We start from the raw sequence: 12,685 nt of genomic DNA on the forward strand, positions 1-12,685 counted from the left end.
TGACAAAAATTCAAGTCTCTTGAATTATGCGCTGGCGCTTAAGCGCTTGATGAGCCCGGCTACGGGCCTTTCCGAAAACAAGGGGAACCCGAATGCGCCTTTCCAGACTTTTGATCCGCAGCACCGCAGCAGTCGTCATGACACTGGCTTGCGGCGTTGCGTCCGCCAGCGCAGACACGTTTGCGCTCGTCACTATCAACCAGCAGGCCCTGTTCTTCAACCAGATCAATGACGGCGCACAGAAGGCCGCGGATGCCGCCGGTGCGAAACTGGTAATCTTCAACGCCAACAACGTGCCTGCAGCGCAAAATGATGCGATTGAAAACTACATCACCCAGAAGGTCGACGGCATCATTCTCGTGGCCATCGACGTCAACGGTGTGAAGCCTGCGATTACGGCGGCAAAAACCGCCGGCATTCCGGTCATTGCCATCGACGCGCAGATCCCGGACGGTGACAACATCTCCTTCATCGGCGTCGACAATGCCAAGGCCGGCGAAGACATCGGCAAGTTCTTTTCCGACCATGTGAAGTCCGATATGTCCGGCACGGCCAAGACCGGCATCGTCGGTGCACTCAACTCCTTCATCCAAAACCAGCGTCTTGACGGCTTCAAGAAGGCTGTGACCGATGGCGGCCAGGCAGTCACTTTCCTTGATACCGTCGATGGTCAGAACCAGCAGGACATCGCGCTGGGTGCGGCCGAAAACCTGATGACCGCCAATCCCGACATGACGACGATCTACGCCACTGGCGAACCGCAGCTGATCGGCGCCGTATCCGCCGTCGAAAGCCAGGGCCGCCAGAAGGACGTCAAGATCTTCGGTTGGGACCTGACGGCGCAGGCGGTCAAGGGTATCGACGAAGGCTGGGTCACCGCCGTCGTTCAGCAGGATCCGGCCGGTGAAGGCAAGGCTGCCGTCGAAGCGCTGGTCAAGCTGAAGAAGGGCGAAACCATCGAGCCGGTCATCAACATTCCGGTGACCATCGTCACCAAGGAGAACGTTGCCCAGTTCAAGGACATGTTCAAGTAAGGGTTTTTCCCGCATCATCGCGGCATGGCCGGTTTGAGGAAACTGGCCATGCCCGTTCAGGCAATCGGGGAGAGCCCACCATGACCGACGGCACACCATACCGCGTCCGGATGACCGGTATTTCGAAACGCTACAATCCCATTCAGACGCTGGACAATGTCTCGCTCACGCTCAAGCCCGGTGAAGTGCTGGGGCTGGTCGGAGACAACGGCGCCGGCAAATCGACGCTGAGCAAAGTGCTTTCCGGCGCCGTCATTCCAGATAGTGGCTCCATCGAGATCGATGGCAAGGCCGTTTCCTTCTCATCGCCGGCAGACGCGCGCGCCGCCCATGTCGAAATGGTCTACCAGGACCTGTCACTCTGCGACACGGTGGATGTGGCGGGCAATCTGTTCCTTGGCCGCGAACCGCGCCGCCGCATTCTTGGCGTGCCTTTCCTCGACAACAAGAAGATGCACGGACTGACGCGCGATATGCTCGACCGTCTCGGCATCGTCATTGCCGATACCAGGCTGAAAGTCGAAAACCTGTCCGGCGGCCAGCGCCAGTCGATCGCCATCGGCCGTGCGGCTTCGTTCGAGCCCAAGGTTCTCATCATGGACGAGCCGACGGCAGCGCTTGCCGTTGCCGAGGTCGAAGCTGTGCTGGAACTCATCCGCGCGGTCAGCGCCCGCGGCGTCAGCGTCATTCTGATAACCCACCGCCTGCAGGACCTGTTTCTCGTCTGCGACCGCATCCAGGTGATGTACGAAGGCTGCAATGTCGCCGAACGGCTGATCGGTGACACCAGTATCGAGGAAGTCGTCAACTTGATCGTCGGGCGCAGATTTTCGGCGCGCTCCGCGAACGGCAGTGAAACCGGAGTTTCCGCATGAGCATGCCTTCATCGCAAACCGGGCATGCCGGTTCTCACGTCTCGTCCTCGCGACTGCGCAAGGCAACGCTCTGGGACAAGCTCTTGGCCAATGGCAGCGTCGTGTCGATCGCCCTGTTCTTTCTCGTCGTCTGCGTTGTCTTTTCGATCATCACCGATGCCTTCCTGACTGCCCCGAACCTGCTCAACATCATCCGCCAGTCGGCGCCGCTTCTGATCGTTGCCGCCGCCATGACCTTCGTCATCACCACCGGCGGGATCGACCTGTCTGTGGGCTCGGTGCTGGCGCTGGTCGCCACGTTGTCGGCAACGGCTTTGCAGGCAGGGCTCGCATGGCCATTGGTCATTCTCCTGATGCTGTCGCTCGGCGTGATGATCGGTGCCATCCACGGCTTCTTCATTGCATACGAGCGTATTCCGGCCTTCATCGTCACCCTGGCAGGGCTGTCCGTCATCCGTGGCCTGGCGCTGCTGATCACCGGCGGCTACTCGATCCCGGTCGATCCGGCGAGCTTCTTCACAGTCATCGGCAGGTCCTGGTTCCTGGGCGTTCCCGTGCCGGCGCTGATCGCCCTTGCCGTGCTGCTGGTCGCCTATATCGTCTTCAACGAGACCCCGTTTGGCCGCTACGTTACTGGCATCGGTGCGAATGCTGAGGCCGTGCGCCGTGCCGGCATCGACACGCGCTTCACAACCATGTTCGTCTATATCCTCTCCAGTGCCGCGGCGGCGCTGGCCGGGATCATCGTCACCGCCCGTCTCGGTTCCGGATCCTCCAACGCGGGCCAGGGGTTCGAGCTCGAGGTCATCGCCGCCGTAGTGCTGGGCGGCACCAGCCTCTTCGGCGGGCGGGGCACTGTTATCGGTACCGTTCTTGGTGCTCTGACCGTTGCAGTCATCGCCAATGGTTTGATCCTTGCCCATATGTCGCCGTTCCTGACGCCGATCGTTACGGGCACGATCATCCTGATTGCCGTCTGGCTCAACTTCCGCCTCTTCCGCGGTGCAGTCAGAGGCAAGTGACATGGATCATCTGTTCGATACGCCGCCGAGAGCGCGTGCCGATATCGGCGTCAAATCCGGAACGGTCATGACCGCTCTCGGACCCGTGCCGGTCTTCGACATGGGCATTACCCTGATGCACGAGCACATCCTGCTCGACGGTGCCAAGTCCTGGCGCTGCCCCTGCCACCCGGAGGCGCAGGCCATCGGTGAACAGAAGGTCAGCATGGAGATCATCGGCGAATTGCGGATGAACCCCTATATGAACCGCGACAACGTCTCGCTTGACGACAGCGACCTGGCGCTTTCGGAACTCAGCCGGTTTCAGGCACTGGGCGGTCACACGGTCGTTGATACCACCAATATCGGCATCGGCCGCGATCCGGCCAAACTCGCCCGCATTGCGAAAATGTCCGGTCTCAAGATCGTCATGGGCACCGGCTTCTATCTTGAATTCAGCCATCCGGACTGGCTGAAGGCCATGGATGTCGACGAGGTCACCGACTTCATCGTCAACGATGTGGGCGGCGGCAAGAGCCAGCCCGACGTGATGGCTGGCATCATCGGCGAAATCGGCGTCAGCAAGGATTTCACCGACGAGGAACGGAAGTCCCTGCGGGCGGCGGCACGCGCCTCGAAAATTACCGGCGTGCCGCTCTCCATCCATCTACCCGGCTGGGAGCGACTGGCCCATGAGGTCCTGGACATCGTCGAGAAGGAAGGTGCCGATCTCCGCCACACCGTTCTCTGCCACATGAACCCCAGCCATGACGATCTGCCCTATCAGAAGGCTCTGGCCGAGCGGGGTGCCTTTCTGGAATACGACATGATTGGCATGGACTTTTATTATGCCGATCAGGACGCCCAGTCGCCATCCGACGAGCAAAACGCCCGTGCGATCCGCGTGCTGATCGATATGGGGTATGGTGATCGCGTTCTGCTCTCGCAGGACGTGTTCCTGAAAATCATGCTCACCCGTTACGGCGGCTTCGGCTACGGCTTCATCCTGAAACATTTCCTGCCGCGCCTGAAGCGTCACGGGGTCGATCAGACGGCCATCGACCAGATGCTGATCGACAATCCGAAAACCGTTTTCTCCAGCGTGCTTTGAGCGCTGACAATAAGTCCAAGGAGTTTCCATGTCCAAGTCCAAAGTCCTTCTCGCAGGCGAGTCCTGGGTTTCCACTGCCACCCATATCAAGGGGTTCGATCAGTTCCCGACCGTGACCTATCACACCGGCGCCGACGAGCTTCTGGCGGCGTTGAAGGACAGCTCCTTCGACGTCCAGTTCATGCCGGCCCACGAAGCCCAGCGCGATTTCCCGCAATCGCTGGAAGCACTGTCCGCCTATGATGCCATTATCCTGTCGGATATCGGTGCAAACACGCTGTTGCTGCATCCCGACACCTGGATCCACTCCAAGACGACGCCGAACCGTCTCCGGCTGTTGCGCGATTACGTCCGCAACGGTGGCGCCCTCCTGATGTTCGGCGGCTACTACAGCTTCCAGGGCATCAATGGTGGCGCGCGCTATCACAAGACGCCGGTCGAAGAGGTGCTGCCGGTCTCCTGCCTGTCCGTCGATGACCGCATGGAGGTGCCGGAAGGCTTTGCCCCGGTCGTCACCGGCAAGGAGAACCACCCGATCCTGAAGGGTCTCGGCACCGACTGGCCGATCCTCCTCGGCTACAATGAAGTGACGGTCAAGGACGGCGCTGAGGTTCTGGCGACCGTCTCGACGGACTACGGTTCGCAGCCGCTGCTGGTGACTGGAACCTACGGCAAGGGCCGCACTGTCGCCTGGACCTCCGATGTTGGCCCGCATTGGCTGCCGTCGAGCTTCATCGCCTGGCCGGGCTACAAGACCCTGTTCGAACAGATGCTCGCCTGGGCAACGGCGAAAGCCTGAGCCATGCGCGTGCATGTCGCCGGCAATGTCTGCATCGACACCACCTTCCGTCTCGACCGCTTTCCAAAGGCGGGCGAGACTCGCAATGCGATGAGCCATGCCGACGGCCTCGGCGGCAAGGGCGCCAATCAGGCGGTCGCCGCCGCACGCACCGGGGTGCCGGTCACGCTCTGGGCAGCGATCGGCCGGGATGCAAATGGCGCCTGGATCCGCGAAACGCTGGGCGGCGAGATCGATGGTATCTGCTTGGCGGAATTCGATCTGCCTAGCGACCGCTCCACTGTTGCCGTCGATGCCGACGGTGAAAACATCATCCTCAGCGGGGTCTCCTGCGCCCAAGCATTCGATCCGCTCCGGCAGACCGGCATGCTCGCCACGATAGAGCCGGGTGACGTGTTCGTCATGCAGGGAAACCTTGCCGGTGCGGTGACCGACGCCTGCCTGCGTGCGGCGCGTGGAAAAGGTCTCACGACAGTTCTCAACGCCAGTCCTCTTGTCGCAGGTGCAAAGCCTGAGCTTGGAAATGTGGATTTCGTCATCGTCAATGAAGGTGAGGCCGGGGCGATTTCGGATCTGTCGCTGCCAGCAGACGCTGCCGCCAAACTCGTCGAACTTGGAGCAAAGTCGGTGGTCGTCACGCTCGGCTCCCGTGGTTGCCTATTCCTTGCCGGCACCGGTGCCAAACCCGTTCATATCGAAGCCCTGAAAGTTGCGGCGGTCGATACCAGCGGGGCGGGTGACGTGCTCTGCGGCGTCTTTTCGGGATGTCTGGCCAAGGCAATGCCCCCGCAGATAGCCCTGCGTGTTGCGGTCAAGGCATCTGCGCTTTCCGTGACACGGGCAGGGACACTCTCCTCTTGCCCCACAGCCGATGAACTATCAGATCTCATCAAGAAATCAGAAACGGAACATGCATGACACAGTCCTCAAAACCGGTCGGTCCAGGCACCGGCGATGCGATCACCTCCCTCTTCGGCCGCAGCAAAGCCGTAATTGGTGTCGTGCATCTGGCTCCCCTGCCGGGCGCGCCGCGCTATAAAGGCGAGGATGTGGAAGACATCTACAGCCAAGGCCTGGACGATGCCCGTGCCTATCTCGACGGTGGCTGCGATGGCGTCATCATTGAAAATCACGGGGATATCCCCTTCTCCAAGCCGGACGAAATCGGGCCCGAAACCGCCGCCTACATGTCGGTGATTTCCGACCGCATCCGCCGCGAGCTCGGTCGCCCGATCGGCATCAACGTGCTGGCCAACGCGGCCATTCCGGCACTTGCCATTGCTAGCGCGAGCGGCGCCGGCTTCGTGCGAGTCAATCAGTGGGCCAATGCCTATGTCGCGAATGAGGGGTTCGTCGAGGGTGAAGCAGCACGCGCCATGCGCTTCCGTGCAAAACTTCGGGCCAACGGCATCAAGATATTTGCCGATGCCCATGTGAAGCACGGCGCGCATGCGATCGTCGCCGATCGGCCCGTAGAGGAACAGGTCAAGGATCTCGTCTTTTTCGATGCCGACGCGGTCATAGCCACCGGCCAGCGCACCGGCCATGCCGCTGATCTCGGTTACATTCGCCTGATCAAGGAGGCCGCCGGCCTGCCGACGCTGGTCGGCAGCGGGGTCACACCCGACAACGTCCGCGATATCCTCGACATCGTCGATGGCGTCATCGTCGCGAGCTCGCTGAAATATGACGGCGTCTGGTGGAACAAGGTAGAGAAGGCGCGGGTCACGGCCTTTATCGCCGGATTAAAGAGATGAGATCGTCAGCTGAGGTCAACGGCGCGCGCCTGTTGAGGAGACTTGATGACTTCGCCGCAATCGGCGCAACGCCAGCCGGCGGCGTCAACCGGCCGGCGCTTAGTCCGCAAGACCAGGCCGCACGGGCGCTTCTGGCCAGCCTGGCGTTGAAGCGCGGATTCAGCGTCTTTCAGGACCCCTTGGCCAATCTGTTCATTCGTCGTGACGGCAGAAACAGGAACCGTCCCCCCTTTCTCATCGGCAGCCATCTCGATAGCCAGCCAACGGGTGGACGTTACGACGGTGCGCTGGGGACGCTTGCCGCCTTTGAGGTTCTGGAGACACTGGAAGATGCTAAAATAGAGACGGACGCGCCGATTGAAGTGGTTGCGTGGACAAACGAGGAAGGCAGCCGGTTTGCACCGGGCACCATGGGCTCCATGGCATTTTCGCTCGGGCACATTCCGCAAGATTGGCACGACATCAGCGGAACAGACGGGGTGTTGTGGCGCGATGCCCTGGCAGCAACCCTTGCGGCACTCCCTGTGGCGGCGCGCAGACCGCTCGGGATTCCGATTTCGGGTTACCTCGAACTTCACATCGAGCAGGGCCCTTCCCTGGAAAAGGAAGATACTCCGATCGGCATCGTCACCGGCGTGCAGGGGACCCGTTGGCTTGAGGTCACCGTTACGGGGCAGGCTGCACACGCTGGAACAACCCTCCTGGCATTTCGCCGCGATCCCATGGTTGCCGTTACCTCGGCCCTGCACATGCTTTATGAAACCATCATGCCTGAGGACGAAAACGCGCGCTTGACGATTGGAAGGATCGGCGCCCATCCTGGCTCCGTCAATGCTATTCCAGGGTCCGTCATCCTCACTGTTGACCTGCGACATCCGCTGGTCGATCGCCTGAACTCCATCGAAGCGCAAGTATTGGCCGCTTTTCAGTCTTCGGCTGCCGTGCATGGCTGTAAAGTTGATGTTCGCAAGACATTCGACATGCATCCTGCCTCGTTTTCCAAGAATGTTATCAAAGGGGTCGAACAAGCAGCACGTCATCTCGGGCTACCGTTCAAGCACATGGTCTCCGGCGCCTTTCACGACGCGCTTTATGTGGCGCGGATTGCGCCGGCAGCCATGATTTTTGTGCCCTGCAAGGATGGTTTAAGCCATAATGAAGCAGAACACGTCGAACCGAAACACAGTGTCGCCGGAACGCAGATGCTGCTTCAATCCACTTTGGAAGTTCTGGGCCCCTAGTTTCCGCTCTGGACGAGATGTCGCGGCTCCAGGAAGAGTCGTCAACCAATTGGAAACGTGCACAAAAACACAAAAAATCCACTCTAATGAATCTCAAATTGAGCGCCACATACAGAATTCAAATCCCGAATCCACTTATGAACTTGAACCGGCTTCGAAACGAAGCAGGGGGCAAACGTCTCGCTTCACGTTGGAAAGCCGAGCGCTGCGTCGGCCAACCGTGGAATCACACCGGATGTTCGGAGTAGGGGAGGGAAACAGGTCGATGGGCCGGGTGATCCTGCGCCAATGAAGTCGTTCCCCTTCGGGCTGGTCCTGCAGGCGTGCCCCGAGATTTCCGCTTACGGGCCGGGCGGCCAGGTTGGCAGTTGGCGGGATTTGATGACCGCCGCGGTCGTTGTCCGACCGACGCTCGGCGTCAGCCCGTCCGCATATCAAGAGGCTTGCTCGACAATGGGTCCAGAAAATGCGGCGACCGTGATTGCCTGCATCCTTGAGCGCGGCGGTCACATCAATTCGGCGTGCGGATACCTTCGCGATCTGACACGGCGCACCGACAACGGGGAATTCGCGATTGGTCCCATGCTCATGTCGCTGGTTCGCGCCAATGGTTACGTCCGACGGAGAACTGGTTGAGATCGACGATAATATGCTCAGGGAAAGTTAGCTTGTCGCCGAGTTTTCGACATGTAATCTGATCGCCATCACAAGGGGGAACTATGGCAACTGACAACTCGGGAACGCTCGCGCTGCTAATCGACGGAGACAACGCATCGCCAAAGATCGTCGTAGGTCTGATGGCCGAAATCGCCAATTATGGGACGGCCAGCGTCAAACGCATTTACGGCGATTGGACGGGCCCCAATTTGAAAGGCTGGAAGGAATGCCTGCTCGAGCATTCGATTCAACCCATCCAGCAATTCGCATACACAACCGGAAAGAACGCTACCGACGGCGCGATGATCATCGACGCTATGGACCTGCTCTACACGGGGCGGTTTTCGGGTTTCTGTATTGTCTCCAGCGACAGTGATTTTGCACGTCTCGCCGCCCGCATCCGTGAACAGGCGGTCACCGTCTACGGGTTCGGTGAACGCAAGACACCTCGGCCATTCATTACCGCTTGCGACAAATTCGTATATTTCGACGTGCTGAATGGACAGGCTGACGAGATCGAAGAAGCGGTAGCTCCTGCTCCAAAGCCAGAGGCGGTGAAACCTGCCGCCGCAAAAGTCCCACCTAAGAGGGCGGGTTTGAACAAGGCAGCTCGGGAGATGCTGGTTAAGGCAGTTAGAGCGACGGCAGACGAAGACGGGCGAGCCAACCTAGCGCGGGTGGGCGACCATTTGGCAAAGCAAGCTCCCGACTTCGACGCACGTAACTACGGATTCCCCAGGTTAAGTGACCTCGTCATCCGGCCTCGTCACAGCCGAACGAGCTGCAGACAATCACAAAATAATCCTGGTTCGGCTCAAGGAAGCCCCCAAGGCGAGCGTGTAACGAGGAAGTTTGCCGATATCGCACCCTACTGTCTCTGCTCTGGCCCGAGAACCACCAACGGAGAGTTCGGAACCGGTCCATGCTTTCATGGGAGACGATGGGCGGGCTGGCGTGAAGTCGTCGCCACCTATAAGCTTTTCAACATCAACCGAACAAAGCTTGAGCACGTGCTTCACCGCGTACTAACCCCGGCGCGCTTGGACCTCACGCCAGCTCATTGGCGAAAACAATCGATGCACCAACACCACGCGCCGTGCCTCAACACTTGCGATGGAACCGTCAGGTGACGCGCCGATCGATCAGACGTTTCTCGCCTCATCGGCTGTCAGCGCGCGCTCTCGCGTGCCGGAAACGATGATCTCCAGCACTTCATGTTCGTCGGTGTTCCTGATGTAGCGGTCGCCGACATACTCGCCGCGCTTGAGGACCATGACGCGATCCCCCACGGCAAAAATGTCAACGAGACGGTGTGAGATTATGATCTGGGCCACACCTTGCTTTTTCAACTCCAGCATGGTTTCGAGCAGCCGTTCGGTCGCCATCACGGAAAGGTTGGCAGTCGGTTCGTCGAGAACCACGACGCGCGGCTCGAACGAGATTGCGCGGGCAATCGCCACAGATTGCTGCCGGCCGCCCGACAGGCTCTCGACCTTCTGATAGACCGAGTTCACGTCGACCTTGAGCTGCTTGAGCACTCTGTCCGCGTCCGCGTACATCTTCCGCCGATTGACGAAGGGGCCTTTGACCGGCCAGCGTCCAAGGAAGATATTCTGGCCGACATCCATGTTCCCGCACAGTGCGAAATCCTGGTAGATCATCTCGATGCCGGCATCTCGGCTCTCGTGCGGGCTCTTGAAGCGCACCTGTCGCCCAGCAATGCGGATGTCACCCGCGTCGCGCTGATAGGCACCGGTCAGAATCTTCATGAGCGTCGATTTGCCGGCCGAGTTGTCGCCGACCAACCCAAGAATCTCACCCGGATAAAGCCTGAGATCGACATTGCGAAGCGCCTGCACGGCTCCAAAGGCCTTTTGGATTCCCCGCATTTCGACGATTGGCTCGGACGGTATCGCGTCAGCCATGGCTGCTGTCCCGTGTTGGCGCGCCTCTTGCGATGCGGGTTCGCAGGAGCCCGAAGATGTTGGTCTGGCGCACCCATATATCGATCAACACCGCCACGATAAGGATGATGCCAATGAAGACATTGATCCAGTGCTGCGGCATGCTGAACCCCTGAACGTTAAGTTGCAGGAGTGCCCGCACGAGCGTGATTACGGCCGCGCCCGCAAGCGCACCGATCATGGTGCCGTATCCACCGAAGATCGAAGCACCGCCTATGATCACCGAAGCGATAGCGTCAAGTTCACGAAACTGGCCGGCGACCGGGTTGAAGCTGCGAAAATAGGCAACGTTGATGATCCCCGCCATGCTGGCGCAGAATGCTGCCAGCACGAGGGAGATGAAGCGCACGCGGTTGGTGTTGATACCAGCATAGGCAGCAGCGCGGACGTTTCCGCCGGCAGCGCGGACCTTCCACCCGAACGGTGTATAGGCGAGCACGATACCGGCGATCAGGGCCACGAAAAACATCCATATCGTCTGGACGCTGACGACCTCCGCGACCGTGCGAATGATACCTGGTGGCAGCGAAAGCCCCAAATGGAGCAGAACGTCATTCACCTTGCGGCCCAGCAGGTTGTAACCTTCGGGCCAGCCGGTGAGTTGCTGGCCCGCGACAAACCAGGCGGCGAGGCCTCGTGCAATGTAGAACATGCCGAGCGTGGCGATGAAGGCAGGCAGTTTGAAGCCGACCGTGACGACGGCGTTGACGATTCCGGCGGTCGTCCCCGCGAGCAGGCCCATCGTCGCGGCGGTCAGCGGGTCGGCGCCCAGAACCTTCAGGAAATATGCCGCGGTGCTGCCGGCAAGAGCGAGCACTGCGCCGACAGAGAGATCGATATCACCGGCCGAGATGACATAGGCGAGTCCGATCGTAATGAGAGCCAGTTCCGTGTAGTTGAGCAGGATGGCAAAGGTATTGGACAGGTTCCACCAGTAGTCGGGCCTGAGCGCAAAGCCCGTCAGCCATAATATGGCCGTCAGAATGATGGCGAGCGCGTCGCGGCGGGCGAGAAATCTGCCGAGCCCCCTGGTCGACAGCGACGTGTCGGTCGCCATGGCCCCCTTGGTCTGGACGCCCTCAAGCGCTACGCCGCCCATCTCGTAGACCGGCGGTGGTGGCTGGCCGCGGAGCCACCTCCAGAGCCGCGCTGCGACCTGGCGTCGAATGAGGATAGGTTCGACGAGCACCGCGACGACGAGAAGGAGACCAAGGAAAACCTGCACTGCGCCCGCAGGCAGGGTGAACTTGGCGCCGACTGACATGGTTTCACCGTCGATAACGACGACGCGCGTGATCGGCCAGCCCTCGCGTAGCACCTTGTCGATCAGGACGACGACCGCCGCGCCAAGGCACGACCCGATCACGCGACCGCGCCCGCCAAGGATCGATGCACCACCGATGATGACCGATGCGATGACGGTGAGCTCCCAGCTTACGCCATAAAGCGGGGTCACGCCCCGGTCTTGCGCGGCCGACAACAGGGCCGCAAGGGTCGCACAAAGCGACGAGAGCAGATATGCGCGAATGCGCACCCAGCGCGTGCGAATGCCGGCATAGGCTGCCGCCTGCTCGTTGCCCCCGGTGGCGAAGGTCTCGTAGCCCCAGCGGGTCTTGGCCAGCACATAGGCTCCGACCACGGCGACGAGGAAGAAGATCGCGATCTGGTTGTTGAAGCCGAGAACATTCATCTCACCGAGGCGGAAGAAGAGCGGCTGGTCCCTCGCCTTGTCGGCGTAGTAGATCGCCTGACCATGCGTCAGCGCGAGCACGAACCCGCGACCGATGAAAAGCATCGTCAGTGTTGCAATGAAGGCAGGTACTTTCAGGACAGTAACAAGCACGCCGTTGACGAGGCCGATCACCGTGCCCAACAGCACGCAGAGGATCAGGGACGTAATAATCCCGAAGTCGAGAAAGCTCGGAGCAAACAGCCTGGCGAAAACCACGGCGACCAGACCGTAGGCCGAGCCAACTGAAAGATCGAGATCCCTGTTGACGATGACGAACGTCATTCCAACCGCGATGATCCCCACTCGGGACGTATCGCGCAGAAGCGCGTGAAGTGCCTCCGTTGATCCGAAAAAGGCCGGATTGACCAGAACCCCGCCGAAATAGAGCAACATGAGGAACAGGAGCAACCCGGCCTCCCAGCCGCCGAGGAGCTGGGGCGGTGCACGGCCGAGCGATGTCGTCGTGGTAGTCGCCATGAGTTTCCACCAGTCGGTCGTTGCCGTCGCGAAGCGG

Annotated in this window: 11 protein-coding genes and 1 pseudogene; 10 read left to right on the top strand and 2 right to left on the bottom strand. The window is 60.3% G+C overall.

Features of this window, described 5'->3' with window-relative positions:
* Nucleotides 1–92 precede the first annotated feature (92 nt).
* The 10 genes and pseudogenes from AC1D2R_RS18560 to AC1D2R_RS18605 all read left to right on the top strand — a co-directional run bounded on the left by AC1D2R_RS18560 (nucleotide 93) and on the right by AC1D2R_RS18605 (nucleotide 9,605).
* Complete coding sequence (locus AC1D2R_RS18560; RefSeq protein WP_477969198.1) at nucleotides 93–1,034, top strand: ABC transporter substrate-binding protein; 942 nt, start codon at nucleotides 93–95, stop codon at nucleotides 1,032–1,034.
* Between the two features lie 80 nt (nucleotides 1,035–1,114).
* Nucleotides 1,115–1,909: an ATP-binding cassette domain-containing protein gene (locus tag AC1D2R_RS18565; RefSeq protein WP_477969200.1), complete on the top strand. Its 795-nt coding sequence runs from the start codon at nucleotides 1,115–1,117 to the stop codon at nucleotides 1,907–1,909.
* Nucleotides 1,906–2,931, top strand: coding sequence for an ABC transporter permease (locus AC1D2R_RS18570; RefSeq protein WP_477969202.1), 1,026 nt, complete (start codon nucleotides 1,906–1,908; stop codon nucleotides 2,929–2,931). Before AC1D2R_RS18565 ends, AC1D2R_RS18570 begins: the two co-directional genes overlap by 4 nt.
* 1 nt (nucleotide 2,932) lies before the next feature.
* Nucleotides 2,933–4,021, top strand: a complete 1,089-nt coding sequence (locus AC1D2R_RS18575) for a phosphotriesterase family protein (RefSeq protein ID WP_477969204.1) — start codon at nucleotides 2,933–2,935, stop codon at nucleotides 4,019–4,021.
* Nucleotides 4,022–4,049: 28 nt separating this feature from the next.
* Nucleotides 4,050–4,820, top strand: a complete 771-nt coding sequence (locus AC1D2R_RS18580) for a glutamine amidotransferase (protein WP_477969206.1) — start codon at nucleotides 4,050–4,052, stop codon at nucleotides 4,818–4,820.
* 3 nt (nucleotides 4,821–4,823) lie between these two features.
* Nucleotides 4,824–5,738, top strand: coding sequence for a ribokinase (locus AC1D2R_RS18585; RefSeq protein ID WP_477969208.1), 915 nt, complete (start codon nucleotides 4,824–4,826; stop codon nucleotides 5,736–5,738).
* Nucleotides 5,735–6,577, top strand: a complete 843-nt coding sequence (locus AC1D2R_RS18590) for a BtpA/SgcQ family protein (protein WP_477969210.1) — start codon at nucleotides 5,735–5,737, stop codon at nucleotides 6,575–6,577. Before AC1D2R_RS18585 ends, AC1D2R_RS18590 begins: the two co-directional genes overlap by 4 nt.
* Nucleotides 6,574–7,818 carry a Zn-dependent hydrolase gene (locus AC1D2R_RS18595; RefSeq protein ID WP_477969409.1) on the top strand — a complete coding sequence of 415 codons (1,245 nt, stop codon included), beginning with the start codon at nucleotides 6,574–6,576 and terminating at the stop codon, nucleotides 7,816–7,818. The genes AC1D2R_RS18590 and AC1D2R_RS18595 overlap by 4 nt, the downstream gene beginning before the upstream one ends.
* A gap of 64 nt (nucleotides 7,819–7,882) precedes the next feature.
* Nucleotides 7,883–8,454 (top strand): annotated as a pseudogene (gene repC / locus AC1D2R_RS18600) (plasmid replication protein RepC); the annotation flags it as partial.
* An 83-nt stretch (nucleotides 8,455–8,537) separates the two neighbouring features.
* A complete protein-coding gene (locus AC1D2R_RS18605) occupies nucleotides 8,538–9,605 on the top strand; it encodes an NYN domain-containing protein (RefSeq protein WP_477969212.1) in 1,068 nt (355 codons plus the stop codon).
* Between the two features lie 12 nt (nucleotides 9,606–9,617).
* On the opposite strand, the gene AC1D2R_RS18610 is transcribed toward AC1D2R_RS18605, so the two are convergent.
* Both AC1D2R_RS18610 and AC1D2R_RS18615 read right to left on the bottom strand, forming a co-directional pair.
* A complete protein-coding gene (locus AC1D2R_RS18610; protein WP_477969214.1) occupies nucleotides 9,618–10,400 on the bottom strand; it encodes an ATP-binding cassette domain-containing protein in 783 nt (260 codons plus the stop codon).
* On the bottom strand, nucleotides 10,393–12,648 hold the full coding sequence (locus tag AC1D2R_RS18615) for an ABC transporter permease (RefSeq protein WP_477969216.1): 2,256 nt from the start codon (nucleotides 12,646–12,648) through the stop codon (nucleotides 10,393–10,395). The genes AC1D2R_RS18610 and AC1D2R_RS18615 overlap by 8 nt, the downstream gene beginning before the upstream one ends.
* Nucleotides 12,649–12,685: the final 37 nt, after the last annotated feature.

The sequence above is a fragment of the Rhizobium sp. P1_C7 genome (assembly GCF_056406295.1).

What these genes read in the sequence shown, in the direction of transcription:
- AC1D2R_RS18560 (WP_477969198.1), top strand. Translation starts at nt 93, where the DNA reads ATGCGCCTTTCCAGACTTTTGATCCGCAGCACCGCAGCAGTCGTCATG.
- AC1D2R_RS18565 (WP_477969200.1), top strand. Translation starts at nt 1,115, where the DNA reads ATGACCGACGGCACACCATACCGCGTCCGGATGACCGGTATTTCGAAA.
- AC1D2R_RS18570 (WP_477969202.1), top strand. Translation starts at nt 1,906, where the DNA reads ATGAGCATGCCTTCATCGCAAACCGGGCATGCCGGTTCTCACGTCTCG.
- AC1D2R_RS18575 (WP_477969204.1), top strand. Translation starts at nt 2,933, where the DNA reads ATGGATCATCTGTTCGATACGCCGCCGAGAGCGCGTGCCGATATCGGC.
- AC1D2R_RS18580 (WP_477969206.1), top strand. Translation starts at nt 4,050, where the DNA reads ATGTCCAAGTCCAAAGTCCTTCTCGCAGGCGAGTCCTGGGTTTCCACT.
- AC1D2R_RS18585 (WP_477969208.1), top strand. Translation starts at nt 4,824, where the DNA reads ATGCGCGTGCATGTCGCCGGCAATGTCTGCATCGACACCACCTTCCGT.
- AC1D2R_RS18590 (WP_477969210.1), top strand. Translation starts at nt 5,735, where the DNA reads ATGACACAGTCCTCAAAACCGGTCGGTCCAGGCACCGGCGATGCGATC.
- AC1D2R_RS18595 (WP_477969409.1), top strand. Translation starts at nt 6,574, where the DNA reads ATGAGATCGTCAGCTGAGGTCAACGGCGCGCGCCTGTTGAGGAGACTT.
- AC1D2R_RS18605 (WP_477969212.1), top strand. Translation starts at nt 8,538, where the DNA reads ATGGCAACTGACAACTCGGGAACGCTCGCGCTGCTAATCGACGGAGAC.
- AC1D2R_RS18610 (WP_477969214.1), bottom strand. Translation starts at nt 10,400, where the DNA reads ATGGCTGACGCGATACCGTCCGAGCCAATCGTCGAAATGCGGGGAATC.
- AC1D2R_RS18615 (WP_477969216.1), bottom strand. Translation starts at nt 12,648, where the DNA reads ATGGCGACTACCACGACGACATCGCTCGGCCGTGCACCGCCCCAGCTC.